The sequence below is a fragment of the Ectopseudomonas alcaliphila genome (assembly GCF_900101755.1).
Classification (GTDB): domain Bacteria; phylum Pseudomonadota; class Gammaproteobacteria; order Pseudomonadales; family Pseudomonadaceae; genus Aquipseudomonas; species Aquipseudomonas alcaliphila.
Map to the genome: position 1 here is coordinate 57,619 of NZ_FNAE01000011.1, position 23,982 is coordinate 81,600.

General features: G+C 63.5%; 25 protein-coding genes. 10 read left to right on the top strand and 15 right to left on the bottom strand.

Annotated features, from left to right (window positions below):
• Entirely contained in the window at positions 1 to 603 is a 603-nt protein-coding gene (locus tag BLR77_RS22915) for a DUF4124 domain-containing protein (protein WP_074682228.1), read from the bottom strand.
• 20 nt (positions 604 to 623) lie between these two features.
• A complete protein-coding gene (pyrE, locus tag BLR77_RS22920) occupies positions 624 to 1,265 on the bottom strand; it encodes an orotate phosphoribosyltransferase (RefSeq protein WP_013717752.1) in 642 nt (213 codons plus the stop codon).
• 80 nt (positions 1,266 to 1,345) lie between these two features.
• Here pyrE and BLR77_RS22925 point away from each other — a divergent pair, with 80 nt between their 5' ends.
• Positions 1,346 to 2,125 (top strand): exodeoxyribonuclease III, encoded by a 780-nt coding sequence (locus BLR77_RS22925; protein ID WP_074682230.1) that lies wholly within the window; start codon positions 1,346 to 1,348, stop codon positions 2,123 to 2,125.
• A gap of 43 nt (positions 2,126 to 2,168) precedes the next feature.
• On the opposite strand, the gene BLR77_RS22930 is transcribed toward BLR77_RS22925, so the two are convergent.
• Genes BLR77_RS22930 through rph form a run of 3 tightly spaced genes read right to left on the bottom strand, consistent with a single transcriptional unit; the run spans position 2,169 to position 4,031 of the window.
• Complete coding sequence (locus BLR77_RS22930) at positions 2,169 to 2,855, bottom strand: tetratricopeptide repeat protein (RefSeq protein ID WP_238380613.1); 687 nt, start codon at positions 2,853 to 2,855, stop codon at positions 2,169 to 2,171.
• Positions 2,856 to 2,912: 57 nt separating this feature from the next.
• Complete coding sequence (locus BLR77_RS22935) at positions 2,913 to 3,284, bottom strand: DUF4870 domain-containing protein (RefSeq protein ID WP_074682233.1); 372 nt, start codon at positions 3,282 to 3,284, stop codon at positions 2,913 to 2,915.
• Between the two features lie 27 nt (positions 3,285 to 3,311).
• Entirely contained in the window at positions 3,312 to 4,031 is a 720-nt protein-coding gene (rph, locus tag BLR77_RS22940; RefSeq protein WP_074682235.1) for a ribonuclease PH, read from the bottom strand.
• 185 nt (positions 4,032 to 4,216) lie between these two features.
• Between rph and BLR77_RS22945 the strand changes: the two genes are divergently transcribed.
• The 6 genes from BLR77_RS22945 (at position 4,217) to BLR77_RS22970 (ending at position 9,671) form a co-directional block, all read left to right on the top strand.
• The gene (locus BLR77_RS22945) at positions 4,217 to 5,080 is read left to right on the top strand and encodes a YicC/YloC family endoribonuclease (protein ID WP_074682237.1); all 864 of its coding nucleotides are present in this window, start codon (positions 4,217 to 4,219) and stop codon (positions 5,078 to 5,080) included.
• A 148-nt stretch (positions 5,081 to 5,228) separates the two neighbouring features.
• Positions 5,229 to 5,846: a guanylate kinase gene (gmk, locus tag BLR77_RS22950; RefSeq protein WP_074682238.1), complete on the top strand. Its 618-nt coding sequence runs from the start codon at positions 5,229 to 5,231 to the stop codon at positions 5,844 to 5,846.
• A gap of 150 nt (positions 5,847 to 5,996) precedes the next feature.
• Complete coding sequence (gene rpoZ, locus BLR77_RS22955; RefSeq protein ID WP_036998775.1) at positions 5,997 to 6,260, top strand: DNA-directed RNA polymerase subunit omega; 264 nt, start codon at positions 5,997 to 5,999, stop codon at positions 6,258 to 6,260.
• Between the two features lie 63 nt (positions 6,261 to 6,323).
• Positions 6,324 to 8,435, top strand: a complete 2,112-nt coding sequence (gene spoT, locus BLR77_RS22960; protein ID WP_074682240.1) for a bifunctional GTP diphosphokinase/guanosine-3',5'-bis pyrophosphate 3'-pyrophosphohydrolase — start codon at positions 6,324 to 6,326, stop codon at positions 8,433 to 8,435.
• A 68-nt stretch (positions 8,436 to 8,503) separates the two neighbouring features.
• Positions 8,504 to 8,884, top strand: coding sequence for a RidA family protein (locus tag BLR77_RS22965; protein ID WP_013717760.1), 381 nt, complete (start codon positions 8,504 to 8,506; stop codon positions 8,882 to 8,884).
• Positions 8,885 to 8,939: 55 nt separating this feature from the next.
• Positions 8,940 to 9,671: a hypothetical protein gene (locus BLR77_RS22970; protein WP_074682242.1), complete on the top strand. Its 732-nt coding sequence runs from the start codon at positions 8,940 to 8,942 to the stop codon at positions 9,669 to 9,671.
• A 36-nt stretch (positions 9,672 to 9,707) separates the two neighbouring features.
• On the opposite strand, the gene BLR77_RS22975 is transcribed toward BLR77_RS22970, so the two are convergent.
• The 3 genes from BLR77_RS22975 to BLR77_RS22985 all read right to left on the bottom strand — a co-directional run bounded on the left by BLR77_RS22975 (position 9,708) and on the right by BLR77_RS22985 (position 12,123).
• On the bottom strand, positions 9,708 to 10,325 hold the full coding sequence (locus BLR77_RS22975; RefSeq protein ID WP_074682244.1) for a LysE family translocator: 618 nt from the start codon (positions 10,323 to 10,325) through the stop codon (positions 9,708 to 9,710).
• Positions 10,326 to 10,463: 138 nt separating this feature from the next.
• Positions 10,464 to 11,264 (bottom strand): AraC family transcriptional regulator, encoded by an 801-nt coding sequence (locus tag BLR77_RS22980; protein ID WP_074682246.1) that lies wholly within the window; start codon positions 11,262 to 11,264, stop codon positions 10,464 to 10,466.
• A gap of 1 nt (position 11,265) precedes the next feature.
• On the bottom strand, positions 11,266 to 12,123 hold the full coding sequence (locus BLR77_RS22985; RefSeq protein ID WP_074682248.1) for an NAD-dependent epimerase/dehydratase family protein: 858 nt from the start codon (positions 12,121 to 12,123) through the stop codon (positions 11,266 to 11,268).
• 98 nt (positions 12,124 to 12,221) lie between these two features.
• On the opposite strand from BLR77_RS22985, the gene BLR77_RS22990 reads away from it, so the two are divergent.
• The 3 genes from BLR77_RS22990 (at position 12,222) to BLR77_RS23000 (ending at position 16,733) form a co-directional block, all read left to right on the top strand.
• Positions 12,222 to 13,151: a hydrogen peroxide-inducible genes activator gene (locus BLR77_RS22990; protein ID WP_024310059.1), complete on the top strand. Its 930-nt coding sequence runs from the start codon at positions 12,222 to 12,224 to the stop codon at positions 13,149 to 13,151.
• A gap of 8 nt (positions 13,152 to 13,159) precedes the next feature.
• On the top strand, positions 13,160 to 15,235 hold the full coding sequence (recG, locus tag BLR77_RS22995; RefSeq protein WP_074682250.1) for an ATP-dependent DNA helicase RecG: 2,076 nt from the start codon (positions 13,160 to 13,162) through the stop codon (positions 15,233 to 15,235).
• A 91-nt stretch (positions 15,236 to 15,326) separates the two neighbouring features.
• Positions 15,327 to 16,733 (top strand): aminoacyl-tRNA deacylase and HDOD domain-containing protein, encoded by a 1,407-nt coding sequence (locus BLR77_RS23000; RefSeq protein ID WP_074682252.1) that lies wholly within the window; start codon positions 15,327 to 15,329, stop codon positions 16,731 to 16,733.
• A gap of 99 nt (positions 16,734 to 16,832) precedes the next feature.
• Here BLR77_RS23000 and BLR77_RS23005 read toward each other — a convergent pair whose 3' ends face one another.
• From BLR77_RS23005 to phoR, 7 genes are all read right to left on the bottom strand, one after another.
• Positions 16,833 to 17,585: a hypothetical protein gene (locus BLR77_RS23005; protein ID WP_174578069.1), complete on the bottom strand. Its 753-nt coding sequence runs from the start codon at positions 17,583 to 17,585 to the stop codon at positions 16,833 to 16,835.
• Positions 17,586 to 17,666: 81 nt separating this feature from the next.
• On the bottom strand, positions 17,667 to 18,062 hold the full coding sequence (locus BLR77_RS23010; protein ID WP_074682256.1) for a helicase: 396 nt from the start codon (positions 18,060 to 18,062) through the stop codon (positions 17,667 to 17,669).
• 151 nt (positions 18,063 to 18,213) lie between these two features.
• Entirely contained in the window at positions 18,214 to 18,486 is a 273-nt protein-coding gene (locus tag BLR77_RS23015) for an HU family DNA-binding protein (RefSeq protein WP_003242571.1), read from the bottom strand.
• A gap of 188 nt (positions 18,487 to 18,674) precedes the next feature.
• Positions 18,675 to 19,823: an NAD(P)/FAD-dependent oxidoreductase gene (locus BLR77_RS23020; protein ID WP_074682258.1), complete on the bottom strand. Its 1,149-nt coding sequence runs from the start codon at positions 19,821 to 19,823 to the stop codon at positions 18,675 to 18,677.
• Positions 19,824 to 20,145: 322 nt separating this feature from the next.
• Positions 20,146 to 20,901 carry an outer membrane beta-barrel protein gene (locus BLR77_RS23025; protein ID WP_074682260.1) on the bottom strand — a complete coding sequence of 252 codons (756 nt, stop codon included), beginning with the start codon at positions 20,899 to 20,901 and terminating at the stop codon, positions 20,146 to 20,148.
• A gap of 250 nt (positions 20,902 to 21,151) precedes the next feature.
• Complete coding sequence (locus BLR77_RS23030) at positions 21,152 to 22,492, bottom strand: hemolysin family protein (RefSeq protein ID WP_074682262.1); 1,341 nt, start codon at positions 22,490 to 22,492, stop codon at positions 21,152 to 21,154.
• 62 nt (positions 22,493 to 22,554) lie between these two features.
• A complete protein-coding gene (gene phoR / locus BLR77_RS23035; protein WP_074682264.1) occupies positions 22,555 to 23,874 on the bottom strand; it encodes a phosphate regulon sensor histidine kinase PhoR in 1,320 nt (439 codons plus the stop codon).
• Between the last annotated feature and the right edge of the window lie 108 nt (positions 23,875 to 23,982).

Consider the following 23,982-nt stretch of genomic DNA (forward strand, 5'->3'; position numbering starts at 1 on the left):
TCAGGGTTTGCGCGGCGGCTCGCCGAACAGCTCGGCCAGGCGCGCGCGATCAGCGGCGAAACCGGCCTCGGCCTGGGTGCGCGTCTCCTTGTAGCGGGCGATGTCACGCTGCAGACGCTGCTGCTCTTCCTTGAGGTTGTTGATCTGCGCCAGCAAATGCGCCGGCACCTGGCGCCCGGCACGCTCGTGGTCGGCAGCCTGACTCTGCAGGTTGGCCTGCTGAGTGCGCACCGATTGCAGATTGCCACGAGCGACGTTGGTGACACTGTCGAGCTCGGCCAGCTTACGCTCACGGGCGCGGTCAACATCATCAAGATTGGTGTACAGCCGCAGTAACTGGGCATCGTTGCTGGCGCGGGCCTTGTCCGCCTGCATGCGGGCGAACTCTTCCGCCGTCGGCGCTGGCGGAATCACCCGCACCACACGGCCCTGGTCATTGAGCACTTCATAACCCTTGCCAATGAACTCGGGCGGCACACCCTGGCGACTGAGCACCGTCACGCCCTTGTCATCGACGTAGCGATACAGCTCGGCAGCCACCCCCGACAACGGCAGCAGCAGGCTACAGAGCAGCGTACAGCGGGTCAGGAGCGGTGCGGGCATAGGACTACCTTGTGCTAGGGCTAGATTCCGTACTCGGCGCGATAGGCCTCGACAGCCGGCAGATATTGCTTCAGTTCAGCATCCCCTGCCAGATATTCCAGTACCTGTTCGAGTGACACGATGCTCACTACGGGCATGCCGAAGTCACGCTCGACTTCCTGAATGGCGGAAAGCTCACCCTGACCCCGCTCCTGACGGTTGAGCGCGATCAATGTTCCGGCCGCCTGAGCGCCCTGACCCTGGATGATCTGCATCACTTCGCGGATCGCGGTGCCGGCGGTGATCACGTCATCGACGATCAGCACCCGTCCCTTGAGCGGCGCCCCGACCAGGGTACCGCCCTCGCCGTGGTCCTTGGCTTCCTTGCGGTTGAAGCACCAGGGCAGATCGCGCTGATGATGCTCGGCCAGCGCCACGGCAGTGGTCGCCGCCAGCGGAATGCCCTTGTAGGCCGGGCCGAACAGCACATCGAAGTCGATGCCGCTGTCGACGATGGCCGCGGCGTAGAAACGCCCCAGCTGAGCCAACGCAAGACCGCTGTCGAACAGGCCGGCATTGAAGAAATAGGGGCTGGTGCGCCCGGACTTGAGGGTGAACTGGCCAAAACGCAGAACACCGCGTTCGATGGCAAAGCGAATGAAATCGCGCTGATACGCTTGCATGAAAAGTCCCGGACGGCACGGATTTAGCTAAATGAGGTGAGCTCGGGTATCATACACGCACGTGTTTTTGGGGGCCATTTATGCGGATCATCAGTGTGAACGTGAATGGTATTCAGGCTGCGGCCGAGCGAGGTCTGCTCAGCTGGCTGCAAGCCCAGAATGCCGACGTGATCTGCCTGCAAGACACCCGTGCCTCCGCCTTTGAAATGGACGACCAAGCCTTCCAGCTGGATGGTTATTTCCTCTATGCATGCGACGGTGAAGTGCCCAGCCAAGGTGGCGTGGCGCTCTACTCGCGATTGCAACCCAAGGCGGTGATCAGCGGCCTCGGCTTCGAGATGGCCGATCGCTACGGGCGCTACCTGCAGGCCGATTTCGACAAGGTAAGTATCGCCACCCTGCTCCTGCCAAGCGGGCGGGACGGTGACGAGAGCTTGAATCAGAAATTCAAGTTCATGGACGACTTCACCCATTATCTGGACAAGCAACGCCGCAAGCGTCGTGAGTACATCTACTGCGGCTCGCTGCATGTGGCGCATCAGAAGCTGGACGTGAAGAACTGGCGTGACTGCCAGCAATCACCTGGTTTCCTGGCGCCCGAGCGCGCCTGGATGGATGAGGTGGTTGGCAATATGGGTTATGTCGATGCCCTGCGCGAAGTCAGCCGCGAAGGCGACCAGTTCAGCTGGTGGCCGGATAACGAGCAGGCGGAAATGCTCAATCTGGGTTATCGCTTCGACTACCGACTGCTTACGCCAGGCATGCGCCGTAGCGTTCGTAGCGCCCGCCTGCCACGTCAGCCGCGCTTCTCCCAGCATGCGCCGCTGATCGTCGATTACGACTGGATTCTCAGCATCTGATCGACAGGTACGAAAAAGCCGGCTTATCGCCGGCTTTTTCTTGTCACTCGCGAGCCTGTTTCAGACCATTCTCAGCCTGCTCCAACAGATCGCGCACAAGAATGTCATCGGCATAGCGCCGACTCAGATCGAGTAGATGAGACTGGGCCTGCTCGTATTCATGCAGAGCCAGGTAGTTACGCACCAAGGCGATCTCGGTAATACGCCCCGGCTCGATCTCGAAAGCCGCCCGATTGTAGACAAGCGCCTTGGGGTAATCGGAATACTGCTCACCGTTGTCACCCAGATAAAGCAGACCCAGCACGTTGTTGGCCGCCAGACCACGAGGCTCCATGGCCTGCGCCTGCTCCAGCTTGGCAGCGGCTTCAGCTACGCGCCCCTGCATGAGGTCGGCGTCAGCCATGTTCACCAGGTAATCGTAGGAGCCCTGCGGATAGTAGGCTGCAGCCTTGGCCGCGTACTCGCCTGAGCGCGGAAATTCATTCAGCTCGTAATAGCCCAGCGAGATGAAGCGAAGCGCATGAGCTTTCTCCGCATCCGTTGCGATCGGGCTATCGACTACCTTTTCGAACTTGGCAATCGCCTGCCGCGACTGCCCAGCGTCGTGCAATTGCGCAGCCTCGACCCTCAAAGCCTGCAGTTTCGCCTGCTCGGCCAGCGTCCGAGCAGCATCACCGCAGCCGACTAGCGCTGTCAGAAACAGAGCCAGCATCAACATTCGCACTTTCATCAAACTGTCCTTCCCTGGCATGGCGGAGGTCACCCCCGGCCGTCCAACTCCATTGAATTACTTGATCAGCCGCCAGCTGAACGGATAGCGATAAGACTGCCCCTCGTTGGCCTTGATCCCCGCGATAATGGTCAGCACCAGCGCGGCAATACCGAGCAGCACCAGCAGCGGGAAGCCGATGATCACCACCATCAGGATGAAGCAGACGATCGCCGCCAGTGCCACGCTGATCTGAAAGTTCAGCGCCTCCTTGCCTTGGGCATCGACGAAGGGGTCAAGGTCCTTCTTGATCTGCCAGACGATCAGCGGGCCAAGCAGATTGCCGAAGGGGAACACCAGCCCGAGAAACGCCGCGAAGTGGCAGAACATCGCCCACTGGCGGGCCTCCTGGCTGGGCGTCGGAAGCGGATTGTGCATATCGTCGTTCATGCTGGTGCTCCTTGCTCGGTTGAAGTCTCAGTCGACCAGAGCGGCCTTCTGCAGTTCAAAGATCTCGTTCATGCCCTTCTGCGCCAGCGCCAGCATGGCGTTGAACTCATCAGGCTGGAACGGCGCGCCTTCGGCGGTGCCCTGTACTTCGATGAAGCCGCCGGCGTTGGTCATGACCACGTTGAGGTCGGTCTCGGCGGCGGAGTCCTCCAGGTAATCCAGATCCAGCACTGGCTCGCCCTGATAGATGCCGACCGACACGGCAGCGATCATCTGCTTGAGCGGCTCGCCCTTGAGCGCACCACGCCTCTTCAGCACTTTCAGCGCATCGATCAGTGCCACCATGGCGCCGGTGATGGACGCGGTACGGGTACCACCGTCAGCCTGGATCACGTCGCAATCGACGTACAGGGTGTTCTCCCCCAGCTTGGTCATGTCCAGTGCAGCGCGCAGCGAACGACCGATCAGGCGCTGGATTTCCAGGGTACGACCGCCCTGTTTGCCACGACTGGCCTCACGCTGGTTACGCTCGCCGGTGGCGCGCGGCAGCATGCCGTACTCGGCAGTCAACCAGCCCTGGCCCTGGCCCTTGAGGAAGCGCGGCACACCCGACTCGACACTGACGGTGCAGATCACCTTGGTATCGCCGAACTCGACCAGCACCGAACCTTCGGCATGCTTGGTGTAGTTGCGGGTGATGCGAATCGAGCGCAACTGATCGGCGGCGCGGCCACTGGGACGTTTCATCGAGCGATACCTACTTCATTAAGTGAAAACAGCTCGCATTATAGGGGCCAGCCGCCGACAGGACACGACGATTTGCCACCGACTGACAGCAGGCAAGACCAAGAGCTGATCGCCGGCGCATGAAACAGGCGCTCTCCCTGGGCTACAATCCTGCGTTTTTCGAATCGACATCCGCGAGGTATCCCATGGTTCACAGCATGACGGCCTTTGCCCGCCACGAGCAGGCAACCGCCCACGGCACACTGAGCTGGGAGCTGCGCTCGGTCAATCACCGTTATCTCGAACCACACCTGCGCCTGCCGGAAGCCTTTCGCGATCTCGAGGGCGCAGTGCGTGAAGCACTGCGCCAGGGCTTATCGCGCGGCAAGGTGGAATGCACCCTGCGCTTCGCCGAGGAAACAGCCGGCAAGCCGCTGCAGGTCGATAGCGAACGCGCACGTCAACTGATCAATGCCGCCGAGCAGGTCGCCGCGCTGATCCAGCAACCGGCGCCCCTCAACCCGCTGGAAGTGCTGGCCTGGCCCGGCGTGCTGGTGGCCGACTCGGCCGACCCGCAAGCGCTCAACAGCGCGGCGCTGAAGCTGTTCGACCAGGCGCTGGGCGAGCTCAAGGCCGGTCGCGCCCGCGAGGGCGCCGAGCTGGCCAAGCTGCTCAACGATCGCCTCGACAGCATCCTCGACGAAGTCGCTGCCCTGCGCGAACTGGTGCCGCAAATGCTCGCCGGGCAGCGCGCCAAGATCGAAACCCGCTTCGCCGAGATGCAGGCCGAACTCGATCCACAGCGCCTGGAGCAGGAGCTGGTGCTTCTCGCGCAGAAGAGCGACGTGGCCGAGGAGCTGGATCGCCTCAGCACTCACGTCAGCGAAGTGCGTCGCGTGCTCAAGGCCGACGGCGCTGCCGGCAGGCGTCTGGACTTCCTGATGCAGGAGCTCAACCGCGAGGCCAACACCCTCGGCTCCAAGGCGTTCGACCCGCGCAGCACGCAGGCGGCCGTCAATCTGAAAGTGTTGATCGAACAGATGCGCGAGCAGGTTCAGAATATCGAGTGAAAACTGCTGCGCTAGGCTATACCGCGTTGAAATCAGGTTCGAAATGCTCATTTACAGTCGTAAACTCCGCTCTCTCACCTGATTTCGCCTTGTCTAGCCGTCGCTCGCTACGTTTCCAAGACCACCAAGATTTGCTCAGGAAGCTCTAATGGCCACCACCGGCACCCTCTACATCGTTTCCGCACCCTCCGGCGCCGGCAAGACCAGCCTGGTCAAGGCCCTGATCGACAGCGAGGCGCAGATTCGCGTCTCGGTCTCGCACACCACCCGCGCCATGCGCCCGGGCGAGGTGGACGGGGTCAACTACCACTTTGTCGACCACGCGCACTTTAGCGCCATGATCGAGCGCAGCGAGTTTCTCGAACACGCCCAGGTGTTCGACAACTTCTACGGCACCTCGCAGAAGTGGGTCGAGCAGACCCTGGCGGAAGGTTTCGACCTGATTCTGGAGATCGATTGGCAAGGCGCACAGCAAGTGCGCAAGCTGATGCCGCAGAGCAAATCCATCTTCATCCTGCCGCCGACCCAGGAGGCCCTGCGCCACCGCCTGACCAACCGCGGCCAGGACAGCGGCGAGATCATCGAACGGCGCATGCGCGAGGCCGTCAGCGAGATGAGCCACTATGTCGAGTACGACTACCTGGTGATCAACGACGACTTCGCCCACGCCTTGAGCGACCTGAAAGCGATCTTCCGCAGCAACCAGTTGTCGCAAACACAACAGCAGCAGCGCCATGCCGGGCTGCTCAGCGAACTGCTGGCATAAGAGCAGCCGCAGGCTTCAAGCCACAAGCTGCAAGTAAAAGCAAGGCCGGTTTGGCTCCTACTTGTAGCTTGAAGCTTGAAGCTGCTTTACAATATTCAGTCCGCTCGCCCGCTCGGGCCAAGCTTATCCGCACAAGTTACGAGGAACACCATGGCTCGCGTTACCGTCGAAGATTGCCTGGACAACGTTGATAACCGCTTCGAACTGGTCATGCTCGCGACCAAGCGTTCGCGCCAGCTGGCCACCGGCGGCAAAGAGCCGAAAGTGGCTTGGGAAAACGACAAGCCCACCGTAGTGGCCCTGCGCGAAATCGCTGCCGGCCTGGTGGACTACGAAGTGATCGCCCAGGAAGACATCGTCGAAGAAGAACCGCTGTTCGCTGCCTTCGAGGAAGAGGCCAACGAGCCTCTGTAAGTCGATGATGCCGGGTCGAAGTTGCGCGGCGGGGAGCCAAACTGGTCATGAGGGGAACACCCCATGGCTGGTATAGACGCTCTCGCCGACCGACTTTCGGCCTATCTCGGCCATGACCAGGTCAACCTGGTTCGCCGGGCCTACTTCTACGCCGAACAGGCGCACGATGGCCAACGCCGCCGCAGTGGCGAAGCCTACGTGACCCATCCGCTGGCCGTGGCCAGCATCCTCGCCGATATGCACATGGATCATCAGAGCCTGATGGCCGCCATGCTGCACGACGTCATCGAAGACACCGGCATCGCCAAGGAAGCGCTCAACGCGCAGTTCGGCGAAACCGTGGCCGAACTGGTCGACGGGGTCAGCAAACTGACCCAGATGAACTTCGAGACCAAGGCCGAGGCGCAGGCCGAGAACTTCCAGAAGATGGCCATGGCCATGGCCCGCGACATCCGCGTGATTCTGGTCAAGCTCGCCGACCGCCTGCACAACATGCGCACCCTCGATGCCATGCCGCATGAGAAGAGCCGGCGCATCGCCAAGGAAACCCTGGAAATCTACGCGCCCATCGCCAACCGGCTGGGCATGCACAACATGCGCGTGGAGTTCGAAGACCTGGGCTTCAAGGCCATGCACCCGATGCGCTCCGAGCGCATCCGCGCCGCCGTGCGCCGCGCTCGGGGCAACCGCAAGGAGATCGTGGCCAAGATCGAGGAATCGATCCAGATGTGCCTGCAGCGCGAAGGCATGGAAGGCGAAGTGATCGGCCGCGAGAAGCACCTCTACAGCATCTACCAGAAGATGCGCGGCAAACGTAAGGCGTTCAACGAGATCATGGATGTCTACGCCTTCCGCATCATCGTCGACAAGGTCGACACCTGCTACCGCGTGCTCGGCGCCGTACACAACCTCTACAAGCCGCTGCCCGGTCGCTTCAAGGATTACATCGCGATCCCCAAGGCCAACGGCTATCAGTCGCTGCACACCACGCTGTTCGGCATGCACGGCGTGCCCATCGAGATCCAGATCCGCACCCGCGAGATGGAAGAGATGGCCAACAACGGCATCGCCGCGCACTGGCTGTACAAGTCCAACGACGACGAAGCCCCGAAGGGCAACCACGCCCGGGCGCGGCAGTGGGTCAAAGGCGTGCTGGAGTTGCAGCAACGCGCCGGCAACTCGCTGGAATTCATCGAGAGCGTGAAGATCGACCTGTTCCCGGACGAGGTCTACGTGTTCACGCCCAAGGGCCGCATCATGGAGCTGCCGAAAGGCTCCACCGCGGTCGACTTCGCCTACGCGGTGCACACCGACGTCGGCAACACCTGCATCGCCTGCCGTATCAACCGTCGCCTGGCGCCCCTGTCGCAGGCGCTGGAAAGCGGCTCGACGGTGGAAATCGTCACCGCGCCGGGCGCCCGGCCGAATCCGGCCTGGCTCAACTTCGTGGTCACCGGCAAGGCACGCACGCATATCCGCCACGCCCTCAAGCAGCAGCGCCGCTCGGAGTCCATCAGCCTCGGCGAACGCCTGCTGAACAAGGTGCTGACCAGCTTCGATACGAACCTGGAGAAGATTTCCCCCGAGCGCGTGCAAGCAGTGCTGGGCGAGTACCGCCAGGAAGTCATCGAGGACCTGCTGGAGGACATCGGCCTGGGCAACCGCATGGCCTACGTCGTCGCCCGCCGTCTGCTGGCCGAAAGCGGCGACGAGACCCTGCCGAGCAGCGAAGGCCCGCTGGCAATTCGCGGCACCGAAGGCCTGGTGATGAGCTATGCCAAGTGCTGCACACCGATCCCGGGCGATCCCATCGTCGGCTACCTGTCTGCCGGCAAGGGCATGGTGGTGCACATGGAAAGCTGCCGGAACATCGTCGACATCCGCCACAACCCGGAAAAATGCATTCAGCTCAACTGGGCCAAGGACGTCACCGGCGAGTTCAATGTCGAGCTGCGCGTCGAGCTGGAGCACCAGCGCGGCCTGATCGCCCTGCTCGCCAGCAGCGTCAATGCCGCCGATGGCAACATCGAGAAGATCAGCATGGACGAGCGCGACGGCCGTATCAGTGTCGTGCAACTGGTGGTCAGCGTGCATGACCGCGTGCACCTAGCCCGCGTGATCAAGAAACTGCGTGCACTCAAGGGCGTGATGCGTATCACCCGAGTACGCGCCTGACACAATTCCCCTATTTCCAGTCTGTAGGCTGGGTGCTCGACCCAGCCAGTTCTCACAAGGAGCGATTCATGAGCAAGACCGTCATCACCAGCGACAAGGCCCCGGCCGCCATCGGCACCTACTCCCAGGCGATCAAGGCTGGCAACACCGTCTACATGTCCGGCCAGATTCCGCTGGACCCGGTGAGCATGGAGCTGGTCGAAGGTTTCGAAGCACAGACCGTGCAGGTGTTCGAGAACCTCAAGGCCGTGGCTGAAGCCGCCGGCGGCTCGTTCAAGGACATCGTCAAGCTGAACATCTTCCTCACCGACCTGTCGCACTTCGCCAAGGTCAACGAGGTCATGGGCCGCTACTTCGAACAGCCCTACCCGGCACGTGCCGCCATTGGCGTTGCCGCCCTGCCGCGCGGCGCGCAGGTGGAAATGGACGCTATTCTGGTCATCGAGTAAGTCGTTCGAGCGGGGCGTCACGCCCCGCTCTCCCTTCCCCGGCATGGAGATCGCCATGCGTCTGCTTCCTCTGCTGCTATGCGGCGCCCTGCTGAGCGGCTGCGCCAGCACGCCGAACAACGACCCGAGCGGTACCTGGATCAACCAGGCAGCCATCGATGCCGCCCGCGAAAGCGGTCGCCTGCGCGAAGCTTTACTCGCCTATGGGCCCAACCTCGAATGGCATATCGATCCTGAACGTCAGCAGGCCAGCTACAGCAACGGCTTCGAACTGGCCGAAGGCAGGCTGCAGAGCGCCGGCGAGGGACGCTGGCAGGTGACCTTCTACGGCGACTACAAGGAACAACTGGCCGTACAGAACGGCGAGCTGGTGCAGATTGCCAGCGGTTACTGGCCCGAGCAGCACTTCACTCGCGTCAACAGCACGGGCGAGCCCATGCCGCTGGGTAGCAGCTTCGAACAGGCGCTATATCGTGACTACCTGGGTGGCGACTGGCTGATCGAGGAAGGCCAGGGTCAGGGCGGCCTGGTACGCTTCAACAGCGACGGCCAGGTGCAAGGCCTGCCCGGCGCGGAACGCTTCGCCCTTTGCCTGGCGGGCGACTGCGCCGCCATGAGTGGCGAACACGACAGCCTCTGGCTGCAAGCTGGCGACCAGGGCAGCCCCTGGTTGTTCGTTCACGAGGGCAATCAGCTACGCATTTTTGCAGCGCAGAACCGCGCTCAGTTCGACGAGATGCCCGAGTACCAGCCCGGCCCGCAGCGCTGGTTGCTCAAGCGCCGCTGACCAGGATGCGCCGCTCCGGGCAGGAGCGGCGCCACACTACAGAGCGCCCAGCAACAGCCAGCCGCCCAGCGCCAGCAACAAGCCGCCGCAGCCGCGATCCAGCCAGCGCACCCTACGCTGCAACCAGCTGCGCCAACGCGCCTGATCGAGCAGGCGCACCAGCGCCAGATCCCAGAACAGCACCACCAGGGTCATCCACAGCATCGCCAGGCCCAACCCCCATGCCGGCATCGCCGACTCGCGCAGTACCCCGAACAGCCCGGCGTAGAACAGCGGTAATTTGGGGTTGAGGCTGCTGGCCAGAAGCCCCTGACGCATGCCCTTCCACACCCCGCCCAGCCTCAGCTGATCACCCTGCGGCAGGACCAGATCCCGCCGCGAGGCCAGCGCCTGCAGGCCGATCCAGGCGAAATACAGCCCGCCGACAACCTGCAGTCCGCGCCACAGCCAACTGCCCTCGGCGGGCAACAACGCCATGACGAACAACACCAGCAGCATGCTCAGCAGATTGGCCAGGGCAATGCCGCAGGCACAACCGTCGGCCTGCCGCCGGCCTTTGGTCAGCGCGGAGCGAATCAACAGAAAGAAGTCCGGCCCCGGCGAAAGCAGGGCCGCGAAATGAGTACCGGCAACCAGCAGAAACAGCGCGAACATGGAACCTCCTTTTGGCGGAGGCAGTGTCGGCAAAGGCAGATATCGCTGTATTGGAAAAAACTCAGAGTCAGCAGCGACGCAATCGCTGCCGCGTAAATCGGTGCGCACCGATTTGACTTCGCGCACAGCCCAGCAGAATCAGGCCTGTGCCAAGGCGCGAAAACGTCCTGGGGTGACGCCGGTGAAGCGGCGGAAGACGCCGTTGAAATGCGCCTGGTCATAGAAGCCCAGGCCCAGTGCGACATCGGCCAGGGCCTGGCCTTGCAACAACCTGCGCTTGGCTTCACGCACCCGGCGCTGCAGCTGATAGGTATGCGGTGGCACGCCATAGGCACGACGGAACGCGTCGATCAGGTGGCGTGGGTGACGCTGCACCAAGGCCCCCAAGTGCTCGAGGCGGACAGCCTCGGCGTAATGCGCTTCCAGATAATCACGCAGGTAGGCCGTCACGCCGCCATCGCGACAGGCCGGCCTGGCCTCGCGCAAACCGCCATGACGGACGAATACCAGCTCCAACAACGCCAGCAGTTCGCTCTCCAGCGCCAGCGCATCGCCACGCTCGAACTCGCCAGCCAGCTGCGCAAGACCTGCCGCGACGCGGCCGTCGTCATCCGGGTTGAGAGCGCGAAAGCCACTGGGCAGACGCTTGCGCCCGAGCAGAGCAGGTAACCGCGATTCCTCCACATACAGCATGCGGTAAACCAGGCGTGGCGACTCGGCATGCCCGGTGTGCGGCTCCTCGGGATTCATCAGCGACAGCGTACCGGCCGGCAGTGCGTGGCGCTGGCCACGGCACTGATAACCGCCGACGCCCTGGAGGATGGCACCGATGGCAAAAGCATCGTGACTGTGCCGGCCGAACGCCTGCCCGGAGAAGTCGGCATGAAACAGCTCAACCCCCGGCAGCCACGACTTGGCCAGCAGACGATTAGCGTCCATCTCAGCGCCCGGCGAGGATCGCCGCATAGCCCTCGCGGTAGCTCGGATACTGCGGCGCCCAGCCCAGCGCACGGGCGCGGGCATTGCTGCAACGCTTGCTGCCGGCGCGGCGTACGCGTTGCTCGTCGCTCCAGTGGCTTACGCCCAGCTGCTCACGCAGCCAGCTCACCACCTCGTGCAGTGGCGCCGGTTCATCGTCGACGCCCAGGTAGCAATCGGCCAATGGCACACCTGCGGCATCCGCCTGCAATAGCGTTGCGAACAGGCCGGCAGCATCATCGACATGGATACGGTTGCCATACAGCGGCGGCGTCTCGCTGACGCGATAGCCGCCGCGCACCTGGCTCAGCAACCATTCACGGCCGGGACCATAGAGACCGGTCAAGCGCACCGTGGTCGCCGGCAGGCCGCTGTCGAGCGCGACACGTTCGGCCTCGCGCATGATCACGGCAGAGAAGCTCTGCGCTGCGGCCACAGAGTCCTCGTCGACACACTCACCCTCCTGCTGCCCATACACCCCGCTGCTGGAGGCAAACAGGATGCGGCGCGGTCGCTGGCCATGCTGAGCCAGCCAGTTCAGCACACGGCGCAGCCCCTCGACATAGGCGGCGCGATAGCCGGCCTCATCGTGCTCGGTGGCCGCAGCGCAGTACACCAGGTAATCCAGCGGCCCCTGCGGCCAACCCGGCGGGCAGGCGTCGCTATGCAGATCGCCGGCCAACGGCTCGATGGCGGTCGGTAGCGCGGCCACGTTGCGGCGCATTCCCACCACGCGCCAGCCTTGTTCGGCCATACGCAGGCCGAGACGGGTACCGACGTCTCCACACCCGGCAATCAGCAGGCTGTTGCATCCCGACATGCTTTTCTCCAAGACATTTATGCAAAGGCGCAGTTTAGCCCGGTTGGTTCATCTGTTTGCAAAGGCTATGCTTGTCGGCAATTTAATGGATAAACACTATGACCCTCACCGAACTGCGGTACATCGTCACCCTCGCCCAGGAACAGCACTTCGGCCGCGCCGCCGAGCGCTGCCATGTCAGCCAGCCGACCCTGTCGGTCGGCGTGAAGAAGCTGGAGGACGAGCTCGGCGTACTGATCTTCGAGCGCAGCAAGAGCGCCGTGCGCCTGACTCCAGTCGGTGAGGGTATCGTCACCCAGGCGCAGAAGGTGCTGGAGCAGGCCCAGGGCATTCGTGAGTTGGCTCAGGCCGGCAAGAACCAGCTGACTGCACCGCTGAAGATCGGCGCCATCTACACCGTCGGTCCTTATCTGTTCCCGCATCTGATTCCGCAGTTGCACCGGGTTGCCCCGGACATGCCGCTGTACATCGAGGAAAACTTCACCCATATCCTGCGCGACAAACTGCGCACCGGTGAACTCGACGCCATCATCATCGCCCTGCCCTTCCAGGAGGCCGATGTACTGACCAAGCCGCTGTACGACGAGCCTTTCTACGCCCTGTTGCCCGCCGGTCACCCCTGGGCAGCGATGGAGACCATCGACACCAAGCTGCTCAACGACAAGAGCCTGCTATTGCTCGGCGAAGGCCACTGCTTCCGCGACCAGGTGCTGGAAGCCTGCCCGACCCTGCGCAAGGGCGGTGACGACCACGGCAAGCACACCACGGTGGAATCCAGCTCGCTGGAGACTATCCGCCATATGGTCGCCTCCGGTCTTGGCGTATCGATCCTGCCGTTCTCGGCAGTGGACAGCCACCACTACGCGCCGGGCGTGATCGAAGTGCGTCCGCTCAGTGCGCCGGTACCGTTCCGCACCGTGGCGATCGCCTGGCGCGCCAGCTTCCCGCGCCCCAACGCCATCGAGGTGCTGGCCGACTCCATCCGCCTCTGCTCGGTCGCCCGCAGCCCGCAGACCAAGGCCGTCTGAGGCTAGAAGTGAGCGAACTGGCAGCTGTCTCCGTCACCGCGCTCAAGGGCGTGGGCGCCGCGCTGGCCGAGAAACTGGCCAAGGTCGGCCTGGAAAACCTGCAAGACGTCCTCTTTCACCTGCCGCTGCGCTATCAGGATCGCACCCGCATCACGCCCATCGGCGCATTGCGCCCGGGGCAGGATGCCGTGGTCGAGGGCATCGTTGCCGGTGCCGACGTGGTCATGGGGCGGCGCCGCAGCCTGCTGGTGCGCCTGCAGGACGGCAGCGGCACGCTGAGCCTGCGCTTCTTCCACTTCAGCCAGGCGCAGAAGGAAGGCCTGAAACGCGGCACGGCGCTGCGCTGCTACGGCGAAGTGCGCCCTGGCGCTACCGGCCTGGAGATCTACCATCCGGAATACCGCGCGCAGAGCGGCGACGAACCGGCCCCGGTGGAGCAGAGCCTGACGCCCATCTACCCGACCACCGAGGGTCTGACCCAGCAACGTCTGCGCCAGCTCAGCCAGCAAGCACTGGCGCGCCTCGGCCCACGCAGCCTGCCAGACTGGCTGCCCGATGAGCTGGCCCGCGACTATCGCCTGGCGCCGCTGGACGAGGCTATCCGCTACCTGCACCGACCGCCGCCGGACGCCGATGTCGAAGAGCTCGCCGAGGGCCGCCACTGGGCCCAGCATCGCCTGGCCTTCGAAGAGCTGCTGACCCATCAATTGTCCCTGCAGCGCCTGCGCGAACAGGTGCGTGCGCAGCAGGCGCCGGCCCTGCCGCCAGCGAAGCAGCTGCCACAGCAATACCTCGCCAACCTCGGCTTTGCCCCGACTGGCGCGCAACAGCGCGTCGGCGCCGAGATCGCCTACGACCTGGCGCAGAGCGAGCCCATGCTGCGCCTGGTGCAGGGCGACGTTGGTGCCGGCAAGACCGTGGTCGCCGCCCTGGCCGCCCTGCAGGCGCTGGAGGCCGGTTATCAGGTGGCGCTGATGGCGCCGACCGAGATCCTTGCCGAGCAGCACTTTCTCAACTTCAGCAAATGGCTGGCACCGCTCGGCCTGGACGTCGCCTGGCTGGCCGGCAAGCTCAAGGGCAAGGCCCGCGCAGCCGCGCTGGAGCAGATCGCCGCCGGCTGCCCGATGGTGGTCGGCACCCATGCCCTGTTCCAGGGCGAAGTGAAGTTCAAGCGCCTGGCCCTGGTGATCATCGACGAGCAGCACCGCTTCGGCGTGCAGCAGCGCCTGGCGCTACGGCAGAAAGGCATCGACGGGCGCCTCAGCCCGCATCAGCTGATCATGACCGCCACGCCCATCCCGCGCACCCTGGCGATGAGCGCCTACGCCGACCTGGACACCTCGATCCTCGACGAACTGCCGCCGGGGCGCACCCCGGTCAATACCCTGGTGATCGCCGACAGCCGCCGCATCGAAGTGGTCGAGCGCGTACGCAATGCCTGCCAGCAGGGGCGCCAGGCCTATTGGGTGTGCACCCTGATCGAGGAATCCGAAGAGCTCACCTGCCAGGCCGCCGAGACCAGCTTCGAGGAGCTTTCCGCGGCACTGGGCGAGCTGCGCGTCGGCCTGATCCACGGGCGCATGAAGCCGGCCGAAAAGGCGGCAGTGATGGATGAGTTCAAGCAGGGCAAGCTGCAATTGCTGGTGGCCACCACGGTGATCGAGGTCGGTGTCGACGTGCCCAACGCCAGCCTGATGATCATCGAGAACCCCGAACGCCTGGGCCTGGCCCAGTTGCACCAGCTACGTGGCCGGGTCGGCCGTGGCAGCGCCGCCAGCCATTGCGTGCTGCTTTACCATGCGCCGCTGTCGCAACTGGGCCGCGAACGCCTGGCGATCATGCGCGAAACCACCGACGGCTTCGTCATCGCCGAGAAGGATCTCGAACTGCGCGGCCCCGGTGAAATGCTCGGCACCCGGCAGACCGGTCTGCTGCAATTCAAGGTCGCCGATCTGATGCGCGATGCCGACCTGTTACCCGCCGTGCGCGATGCCGCGCAAGCTCTTCTGGAACATTGGCCGCAACATGTGGCTCCATTGCTGGAACGCTGGTTGCGTCACGGCCAGCAATACGGTCAAGTGTGAACCTGTTCACAGGACAACCGTCGCCACGAACCTTTGCGCAAATCCTCGCTGGTTATACTCCGAGGCACATGCGCCAACGCTGGATATCGATATGACTGAAGCCGCCCTCGCCGCCAACGCCTCTGCGCAGCCGCCCGCCGTGATCGTGCAACTGCTGGAAAAACTCGCCATACCCTATCAGGTATGCGCTGAGCGCCCGGATCAGCCAAGCGAGGCACGTCTGCAGGCCGTGCTGGTGGACGATGCCATCGGTGCCCTGCTGGTGCTCTATCCGCGTAGCCATATGCTGGATCTGTCGCGCCTGGCCGAACTGACCGGGCGCCAGCTCACGGCGGTCAAGCCGGAACGCCTTGAGCGCATGCTCGGCAAGCACAATCTGGCCGCCCTGCCGGGTTTACCGCCCCTGACCAGCTCGCCCTGCCTGTACGAAGAGCGTCTGCTGCAGGTGCCCAGTCTGCTGATCGAGTCCGGCCAGCCCGGTGTCTTGCTGGAAATCCCCACCGAAGCCTTCAAGGCGCTGCTGAGCAAGGCCAGCGCTGCGCGTTTCGGTGAGCCGGTCAGCGCGATCAAACCGAACCTTGATCGCCCGCATGATGACCGCGCGGAAATCACCCAGGCCGTGCAGGCCTTCACTGCGCGCCGCATCCAGCAGCGCCTGGAAGAGACCATCGAGATTCCACCGCTGGCGGAAACCGCACAGAAGATCATCAAGCTGCGTGTCGACCCCAATGCCACCGTCGATGACATCACCGGCGTGGTCGAGACCGATCCTGCGCTGGCCGCCCAGGTAGTCAGTTGGGCAGCCTCGCCCTACTACGCGGCGCCCGGCAAGATCCGCTCGGTGGAAGATGCCATCGTACGTGTGCTGGGCTTCGACCTGGTGATCAACCTGGCGCTCGGCCTCGCACTGGGCAAGACTTTGAGCCTGCCCAAGGATCAGCCGCAGCACGCCACCCCTTACTGGCAGCAAGCGATCTATACCGCTGCAGTGATCGAGGGCCTGACCCGCGCCATGCCGCGCGCACAGCGCCCGGAAGCCGGCCTGACCTACCTGGCCGGTCTGCTGCACAACTTCGGTTACCTGGTCCTGGCGCACGTGTTCCCACCGCACTTCTCGTTGATCTGCCGTCACCTGGAGGTCAACCCGCACCTGCCTGCCGGGCATATCGAGCAGCACCTGCTGGGTATCACCCGCGAGCAGATCGGTGCCTGGCTGATGCGCCACTGGGATATGCCGGAAGAGCTGTCCAGCGCCCTGCGCTTTCAGCACGACCCGTCTTATGCCGGCGACAGCGCGGCCTTCCCCAACCTGGTGTGCCTGGCGGTCAGCCTGCTGCGCAACCGGGGTATCGGTGCCGGGCCGCAGAGCGAGATTCCTGATGAGCTGTTCGACGCCCTGGGGCTGACCCGGGAAAAAGCCGAGGACGCGGTGAGCAAGGTACTCAGTGCCGAGGTCGCCCTGCGTGAACTGGCAGCGCAGTTCCAACAGCCGCACTGAGCGGCTGCGGCTCAGGTTCCTGCGCCCTCCCCCTGAGGCCTGCCTTCCTGCCTGCCGTCTTGCGTAGTTGCTCGCGAGCGGCCGGCGCTCCGGGCCGCCCTACTGCTTGCCCACGGCCTTGCGTAGCTGCTCGCGGCGTTCGGCGAATAGCTGCGGCACCACTTCCAGGCTGATGGCCAGCAGCTGGCTGACGCTGGGATGCTCGTACAGAGCCACATACTCGGCAAGCTGATCACTGGGCATCTGCCGATAGGCATAGAACATGAAGGTTTCCACCGCCTGCTCGCTGGATTGGCGAATGGCGTCCGCCTGTTTTTGCGTCTGCGCCTGCAGTTCGGTCTCGCTGAGATTTTCGCCCCGTGCTCTTAGCGCCAACAAGGCCTGGGTCTTGCCGACTTCGTAACGCAGCAGGCTGGCCAGTTCGGTGGTGCGCGCGGCAGCGTCGAGACGCTTCACCAGATCAAGGCGCGCGCCTCGTGGCGGCTGCTCCTGCAGGCGCTGGCGGTATTCGGCCAGGCCTTCGAGTTGCTCACCGACCGCCCGCTCGGCGGCGGTGAAGCGCTGCGCCAGCGGGCTATCGAGACGCTCACGGGCCTGCTCGCCTTGCGCCGCATCGAAGCGGGCCCCGACGCGCTTGGCCAGGTCCAGACAAAAGACTTCGCCAGCGAACAACTGAGCGAGTCGCTTCTGCTGGGCTTCATCCTGGCCACGCTGCAGCAACGGCGCGCTCTGTTCGCAGAGCAGATGAATACCGGCGAGCTCGAACAGTGGTAACAGGGCTTTGGCAGACGCTGACTCGGCCCGCGCCGTGGTGGCGGCCAGCAACAGCAGGGGTAGCAGGAAAAGACGCATGGTCAGGCTTTCCACAGGAACGTCCTGGCAGCCTAACCAAAGCGCAGCGTCGCGGCCAGCCGCGACGCGCAGCGGTGCCGATCAGGCGGCCTTTTTCGGGGCCTCGGCCTTTTTCTTCGGCATCAGATACTTGGTCAGACCCTGGAACCACATGACCAGCGCCGGGTTGCCCTGGATCTGGATGTCCTTGTTCTGGATGCCCTGCATGAAGGCCAGCTGCTTGTTCTTTGCCGTCATGGTTTCGAAGCCGTAGGCGGCGTCCTTGAAGCCGATGGCGAAGGCAGGGTCCTTGGCGGTGCCGCGCTTGCTGGTCACGCGCTGACCGGCCACGATGAAATGGCGGGCGACCTTGCCATCCAGCGTATGCAGTTGGAAGACCATATCGCGACCTTCGAGCTGCTGGCGGAACGCCGGATTTTCACGGCTGGCCTTAGCCATGAGGCGGCCCAGCATCCACAGAAGAAAACGGAATTTCATGCACTGGCACTCGTGATCGAAGATGATGGCCGCGCATTGTAGTGGTTTTCTTGCAGGACTACAGCCTGTCTAAAGCATGGCTGTATCGGCGAATTTCGCAGCTTGGCTGCGTAGGGGGAACCCGGAGCCGAGCGGCTCCGGGTTAACGAGCTCAGTTGACCGCGTCTTTCAGGGACTTGCCCGGTTTGAAGGCGACGGTGTTGCTGGCCTTGATCTTCACCGGCTGGCCGGTTTGCGGGTTTTTCCCGGTGCGGGCGCCACGGTGGCGCTGGACGAAGGTACCGAAGCCAACCAGGGTCACACTGTCCTTGCGGTTCAGTGCACCGGTGATTTCTTCCAGTACGGCGTTGAGTACACGATTGGCCTGATCCTTGGTCAGATCAGCCTTTTCGGCGATGGCGGCGGCGAGTTCCGGTTTACGCATAGATGCCTCTTTGACGGTTTTTTGTTGTTGTGTCCGTGCTGTCCTTCCAGAACAGCGCCCAAGGCGCCGCAACAGCTCTGCGCTGCGGCAGACCTTTGGGAGAATGGCATGCCGCATCGCACTGCGCCAGTCTCGTCGGACAGTTTAACCAGGCAATTTCGTGGCGTATCCGACAGAACGGCAGGCAATCATGCCAGCAGCGCCGGCAACTCCTTGTTCAGTGCCAGTTTCTCCTGCACGGCAGCGCCGGTCAGCGCATAACCGAGCAGCGCTCCGGAAGCCTCGCGGCAGAGCGCCTTGATGTCGCTGCCGCTGCCTTCGACCGTCCATTCGCCCTGGCTGCCACGCGGTGGCGGCGAGACCACCAGCGGGCACACCGGCGTCTTTACCGTCACCGGCATCGGCCCATAGCTGACCGCCGTCGGTTCACCGGCCAGGGTCTTGGCCAGCGCCCGGGCGCAGGCCATCAGCGGCATGACGTAGAGCAGGTTGAGGCCATCGACCTCGGCGCAGTCACCCAGGGCGTAGATGTTGGCGTGCGAGGTACGCAGTTGGCGGTCGACCATCACCCCACGGTTGATGTCGAGACCGGCTGCCGCAGCGAGCGCGGTGCGCGGGCGCAGGCCGACGGCCGAGACCACCGCGTCGCACGGAATCAGGCGGCCATCGGACAGCGTCGCCTGCAGCGCATCGCCTTGGCGGTCGAGGCTGGCCAGCACCGGGCCAAGATGGAAACGCACGCCCAGGCCTTCCAGGCCGGCTTGCACGGCAGAGGCCGCTGCCGGATGCAACAGGCCGGGCATCACCTGTTCGCAGGGTGCCAGCAACTCGACCTCATAGCCGCCGGCACTGAGGTCATTGGCGAACTCGCAGCCAATCAGGCCGGCGCCGAGGATCAGCACGCGACGTTTGCCGGCCACGGCGCTGCGAAAACGCGCGTAGTCCTCCAGATCATTGATCGGGAACACCGCGTCCTGGGCATCACCCTCCACCGGTACGCGAATCGGCTCGGCGCCCCAGGCCAGCACCAGATCGCGGTAGGGCACGGCTTCCTCGCCGATCCACAAGCGCTTGTGGCCAGGGTCGATGCCGGTGATGTGGGTATGGGTGCGAATCTCCGCATTGAGCTGCTCGGCCATGGCGCCGGCTTCGGCCATGGCCAGACCGTCGGCATCCTTGTTCTTGCCGAAGCCGGTAGAGAGCATCGGCTTGGAATAGGAGCGGCCGTCGTCAGCGGTGATCAGCAGCAAGGGCGTCTGCGTGTCGAGCTTGCGCCACTCCTTGGCCAGGTTGTAACCCGCCAGGCCGGTCCCGATGATGACGACTGGTGCACTCATGCTGTGATTCCTCGCTACACAAACGACGCGACGGCCCGCTGACCGTCACCATTGATCCAGAAGGGTTCAGGTGCGCCCGATTACATCGAGGCGCCCTTCTCCACACCTGCCCCAAGGCTGACACGTCTTCTGGGGAAAGGGGCGGGATCACACCCTACTGGATCGGGCGACAGCTGGCCAGAAGCGACTCGGCAGGCCAACCAGAGGTTGGGTGTCGCGCCGCAGCGGGAAGAAACTCGCTCGTGCTTACGCCTTTGCAGCGCAGCGGGGATCTGTATCGAGAAAAAACCGCCCGACAGCGCGGGCGGTTCGTTGGGCGGTCTTAGAACGCCAGGCCAACGCGCAGGCCTACCTGTTCCTGCTTGAGCTTGCTGCGCTCGGCGACGGCACTGTTGCTGTCGAGCTCATAGCGGGTCTGGGTGTAGTACAGGCTGGTGCTGATCGGCAGGTTGTTGATGCCCTTGTTCCACAGCATGGTCAGCTCACCGTAGGGATTGACCTTGTCCTTGAGGTCCACGGAGTCGCTGTCGCCATCGACCTTCAGGCGCGCTTCGGAATTGATGGAGTAGCGTGCCCCCACTTCCAGGCGCAGGGTGTAGTCCGGGGTCAGGTAGTTGTAGCCGAGGCCGGCCTTGGCGAAGGGCGATTTGCTGGTCAGCTTGACGTTGCTGTCGAACGGACCGACGTCGTCCTGCTCGATACGGCCCCAGTCGTAACCACCACCGACGATCACGTCGACGTAGTTGTTGGTGCTCAACGCGGCGCGCAGGCCGAGGTCGATATCGGCACGTGCGGACTTGTATTCCACATCGTCCTTGTCACGGTATTGGCCTTCGATGCCCGCCTGGTAGATGAAGCCTTCCTGCCCGGTCAGCTTGTTACCGAAGTGGTAGAACAGACCGCCCTGATTGAGGCGCTCCTTGTCGCTTTCATCGTCCACGGTGAGCTTGTACTGGTTGTGCGAAGCGATGACACCGAAGGTCGAGATGGGGTCGGTGACCGAGTCTGCATAGGCCTGCGAGGCGCCCGCCAGGCACAGGGCGAGTGTTGCTTTGGGGGTTATGCTGGACAGCTGCATGACGATTTCCTTGGCAATGAGTGGATAACGCCGCTCACCGGGAGGTGGGACGCAAGTACCTAGACTGCCTCTGCCAGGAGGGATTCGACTAACCCGACGAACGGTAATAGTCCTTGCTGCACAAGGATTTGCGGAGCTTTTCTGAGAGCGAAGCTGACCGATCGATCATAAGCGAAACGCTGATTTCGACGCAGGCCAGAGGAGATGCGGCCTGACCGGGTAGCGAGCCCCCGGCCAGGCGCACGAAAAATCAATCCAGCTTGACCACCTTGGCCATGATCACCTTGGGCCCCTTCATCTTCTTGACGATGATGCGCAGGCCATCGGTTTCCAGCACTTCCTCTTCGTCAGGCATGCGCTTGAGGGTCTCGTAGATCAGCCCGGCGAGGGTCTCGGCCTCGATATGGTCGAGGTCGACGCCCAGCAGTCGCTCGACCTTGGCCAGCGGCGTGTCGCCACGCACCAGCAACTTGCCCGGCTGGTAGGCGAGGATGCCGCGCTCGGCCTTGCGGTGTTCGTCCTGAATATCGCCCACCAGGGCTTCGAGCACGTCTTCCATGGTCAGGTAGCCGATCACCTTGCCGTCGGCCTCCTCGACCAGGGCGAAATGCGCGCCGCCCTGGCGGAACTGCTCCAGCAGCTGCGACAGCGGCATGTGCCGGCTGACGCGCTCGAGCGGGTGCATCAGATCGGCCAGTTTCAGCGCCGATGGCAACATCTCCAGCAGCGACAGGTGCAGCAGCAGATCCTTGATGTGCAGCACGCCGACGAACTCGCCCTTGCTCTCGTCGAAGATCGGGTAGCGGCTGTACTTGTGGCGGCGGAAGGTGGTGAACACCTGATCCAGACTGGCGTTGAGCTCGAGAAAGATCAGGTCTTCGCGCGAGTTGGCCCAGTCCACCACCTCCAGTTCGCCCAGTTCGACCGCCGAAGCCAGCACGCGCAGGTCCTGGTCGTTGTCACTGGTGGCGCGGCTGGAGTGCAGGATCAGCTTGAGCTCTTCACGACTGTAATGATGCTCGTGGTGCGGCCCCGGCTCGCCTTGCCCGGCGATGCGCAGGATGGCGTTGGCGCTGGCGTTGAGCACGAAGATCGCCGGGTACATCAGCCAGTAGAAGGCGTACAGCGGCGCGGCCGTCCACAGCGACAGCAGCTCGGGCTTGCGGATCGCCCAGGACTTGGGCGCCAGCTCGCCGATGACGATGTGCAGGTAGGAGATGATCGAGAATGCAGTGAAGAAGGCGATGCCGTGAATCAGCTTGGGCGACTCCACGCCAATCGCTACCAGCAGCGGCGTAAGCAGCTCGGCGAAGGCCGGCTCACCGACCCAGCCAAGCCCCAGCGATGCCAGGGTGATACCCAGCTGACAGGCTGACAGATAGGCGTCCATCTGGTTGTGCACGGTGCGCAGTATATGTCCGCGCCAGCCATGGGCCTCGGCTAGGGCGTCGACCTTGGTCGCGCGCAGACGCACGATGGCGAACTCCGCGGCGACGAAGAAGCCATTGAGCAAAACCAGGAACAGGGCGAACAGCATGAGGCCGAAGTCGGCGAAGTAGGCAGAAACGGGGAGACTCGTGGAGGGGTCCATGAAGGTTCGGGATGGCCAGTGATCGCTAGAGGTTGGAGCTTCGCCGCGTCGAATGCAAGCACTCAGCGCGCGCGCTGCACCACCTGCGCCGGGGCGAAATGACAGGTGAAGGTGCTGCCCTTGCCAGGCACGCTGCTGATCTCCAGATTGCCACGGTGACGCAGCAGCACATGCTTGACGATGGCCAGCCCCAGCCCGGTACCACCGGTATTGCTGGCGCGGCTGGAGTCGACGCGATAGAAGCGCTCGGTCAGGCGCGGCACGTGCTTGGCCTCGATGCCCATGCCGGTATCGCTGACCGACAGGTGTGCGCCCTTCTCGTCAGACCACCAGCGAATACGGATGTCGCCTCCGGCCGGGGTGTACTTCACCGCATTGAACACCAGGTTGGAGAAGGCACTGCGCAATTCCGCTTCGCTACCCTTGAGCTTGAGGTGCGGATCGGCCTCCAGGCTGATGCGGTGCAGTTGATCGCCGGACAGTGCCTGGGCATCGTTCTTGATCGACAGTAGCATCAGGTCGGCCGCCACCGGCTGGTTGTCCGACGGATAGTCGGTGGCTTCCAGCTTGGCTAACAGGAGTAGATCGTTGAGCAGGGTCTGCATGCGCGCGCCCTGTTGCTGCATCTGCTGCAGCGCCCGCAGCCAGCGCGGATTGACCGCCTCGACGTTGTCCAGCAGGGTTTCCAGATAACCGGCAATCACCGTCAGCGGCGTGCGTAGCTCGTGGGAGACGTTGGCAACGAAGTCCTTGCGCATCTGTTCCAGCTGATACAGACGGGTGACGTCACGCACCAGCAGCAGGTGCTCACGATTGCCATAGCGGGTGATATTGAACTGCAAGCGGCGACGGTCATTGATCGGCGACGGAATCTCCAGGGCATCGGCATAGTTGCCGCGCTCGAAGTAGTCCTTGAAACGCGGGTCGCGCACCAGGTTGGCCAGCTGCTGGCCGCTGTCTTGCGGGGTTTTCAGGCCCAGCAGCGTCTCCGCTGCGCGGTTCCACCATTCCAGGTTGCCCTGGCTGTCGAGCATCACCACGGCGTCCTTGAGGGCGGCAGTGGACTCCTGCACGCGGTCGATCACCGCCTGCAGGCGGCCACGCGCCTTCTGATTACGGCGTTGCAGATGGTAGATGCTGTCGAACACCTCGCCCCACAGGCCGTAACCATCAGGCGGTGGCTCGTCGGTTTTGTGCTCGCGCAGCCATTTGTGCAGACGCAGCAGTTGACTCAGGGTCCAGCCCAGATGAATGGCCAGACCGCAGGCCAGCACCCAGGCGTATTCACCGGTGATGAAACCGAGCAGCAGGCAGGCGCTAACCAGCAGCAACAGGCGGCGCACCACGGCGCCACGCCAGTCTTGATTCACGATGGAGCGCATCCTTGTCAGAAGAGCGAACCCGCAGAAGCTGCTTTACGATCTCGCGAGCTAGAGCCATGCAAGGCGAAAGCAGGTGAGGAAGCGGAGTGTACTTTTGTACATGAGCAT

Coding starts and splice junctions, on each gene's coding strand:
- BLR77_RS22915 (WP_074682228.1), bottom strand. CDS start 603: ATGCCCGCACCGCTCCTGACCCGCTGTACGCTGCTCTGTAGCCTGCTG.
- pyrE (WP_013717752.1), bottom strand. CDS start 1,265: ATGCAAGCGTATCAGCGCGATTTCATTCGCTTTGCCATCGAACGCGGT.
- BLR77_RS22925 (WP_074682230.1), top strand. CDS start 1,346: ATGCGGATCATCAGTGTGAACGTGAATGGTATTCAGGCTGCGGCCGAG.
- BLR77_RS22930 (WP_238380613.1), bottom strand. CDS start 2,855: ATGAAAGTGCGAATGTTGATGCTGGCTCTGTTTCTGACAGCGCTAGTC.
- BLR77_RS22935 (WP_074682233.1), bottom strand. CDS start 3,284: ATGAACGACGATATGCACAATCCGCTTCCGACGCCCAGCCAGGAGGCC.
- rph (WP_074682235.1), bottom strand. CDS start 4,031: ATGAAACGTCCCAGTGGCCGCGCCGCCGATCAGTTGCGCTCGATTCGC.
- BLR77_RS22945 (WP_074682237.1), top strand. CDS start 4,217: ATGGTTCACAGCATGACGGCCTTTGCCCGCCACGAGCAGGCAACCGCC.
- gmk (WP_074682238.1), top strand. CDS start 5,229: ATGGCCACCACCGGCACCCTCTACATCGTTTCCGCACCCTCCGGCGCC.
- rpoZ (WP_036998775.1), top strand. CDS start 5,997: ATGGCTCGCGTTACCGTCGAAGATTGCCTGGACAACGTTGATAACCGC.
- spoT (WP_074682240.1), top strand. CDS start 6,324: ATGGCTGGTATAGACGCTCTCGCCGACCGACTTTCGGCCTATCTCGGC.
- BLR77_RS22965 (WP_013717760.1), top strand. CDS start 8,504: ATGAGCAAGACCGTCATCACCAGCGACAAGGCCCCGGCCGCCATCGGC.
- BLR77_RS22970 (WP_074682242.1), top strand. CDS start 8,940: ATGCGTCTGCTTCCTCTGCTGCTATGCGGCGCCCTGCTGAGCGGCTGC.
- BLR77_RS22975 (WP_074682244.1), bottom strand. CDS start 10,325: ATGTTCGCGCTGTTTCTGCTGGTTGCCGGTACTCATTTCGCGGCCCTG.
- BLR77_RS22980 (WP_074682246.1), bottom strand. CDS start 11,264: ATGGACGCTAATCGTCTGCTGGCCAAGTCGTGGCTGCCGGGGGTTGAG.
- BLR77_RS22985 (WP_074682248.1), bottom strand. CDS start 12,123: ATGTCGGGATGCAACAGCCTGCTGATTGCCGGGTGTGGAGACGTCGGT.
- BLR77_RS22990 (WP_024310059.1), top strand. CDS start 12,222: ATGACCCTCACCGAACTGCGGTACATCGTCACCCTCGCCCAGGAACAG.
- BLR77_RS23000 (WP_074682252.1), top strand. CDS start 15,327: ATGACTGAAGCCGCCCTCGCCGCCAACGCCTCTGCGCAGCCGCCCGCC.
- BLR77_RS23005 (WP_174578069.1), bottom strand. CDS start 17,585: ATGCGTCTTTTCCTGCTACCCCTGCTGTTGCTGGCCGCCACCACGGCG.
- BLR77_RS23010 (WP_074682256.1), bottom strand. CDS start 18,062: ATGAAATTCCGTTTTCTTCTGTGGATGCTGGGCCGCCTCATGGCTAAG.
- BLR77_RS23015 (WP_003242571.1), bottom strand. CDS start 18,486: ATGCGTAAACCGGAACTCGCCGCCGCCATCGCCGAAAAGGCTGATCTG.
- BLR77_RS23020 (WP_074682258.1), bottom strand. CDS start 19,823: ATGAGTGCACCAGTCGTCATCATCGGGACCGGCCTGGCGGGTTACAAC.
- BLR77_RS23025 (WP_074682260.1), bottom strand. CDS start 20,901: ATGCAGCTGTCCAGCATAACCCCCAAAGCAACACTCGCCCTGTGCCTG.
- BLR77_RS23030 (WP_074682262.1), bottom strand. CDS start 22,492: ATGGACCCCTCCACGAGTCTCCCCGTTTCTGCCTACTTCGCCGACTTC.
- phoR (WP_074682264.1), bottom strand. CDS start 23,874: ATGCGCTCCATCGTGAATCAAGACTGGCGTGGCGCCGTGGTGCGCCGC.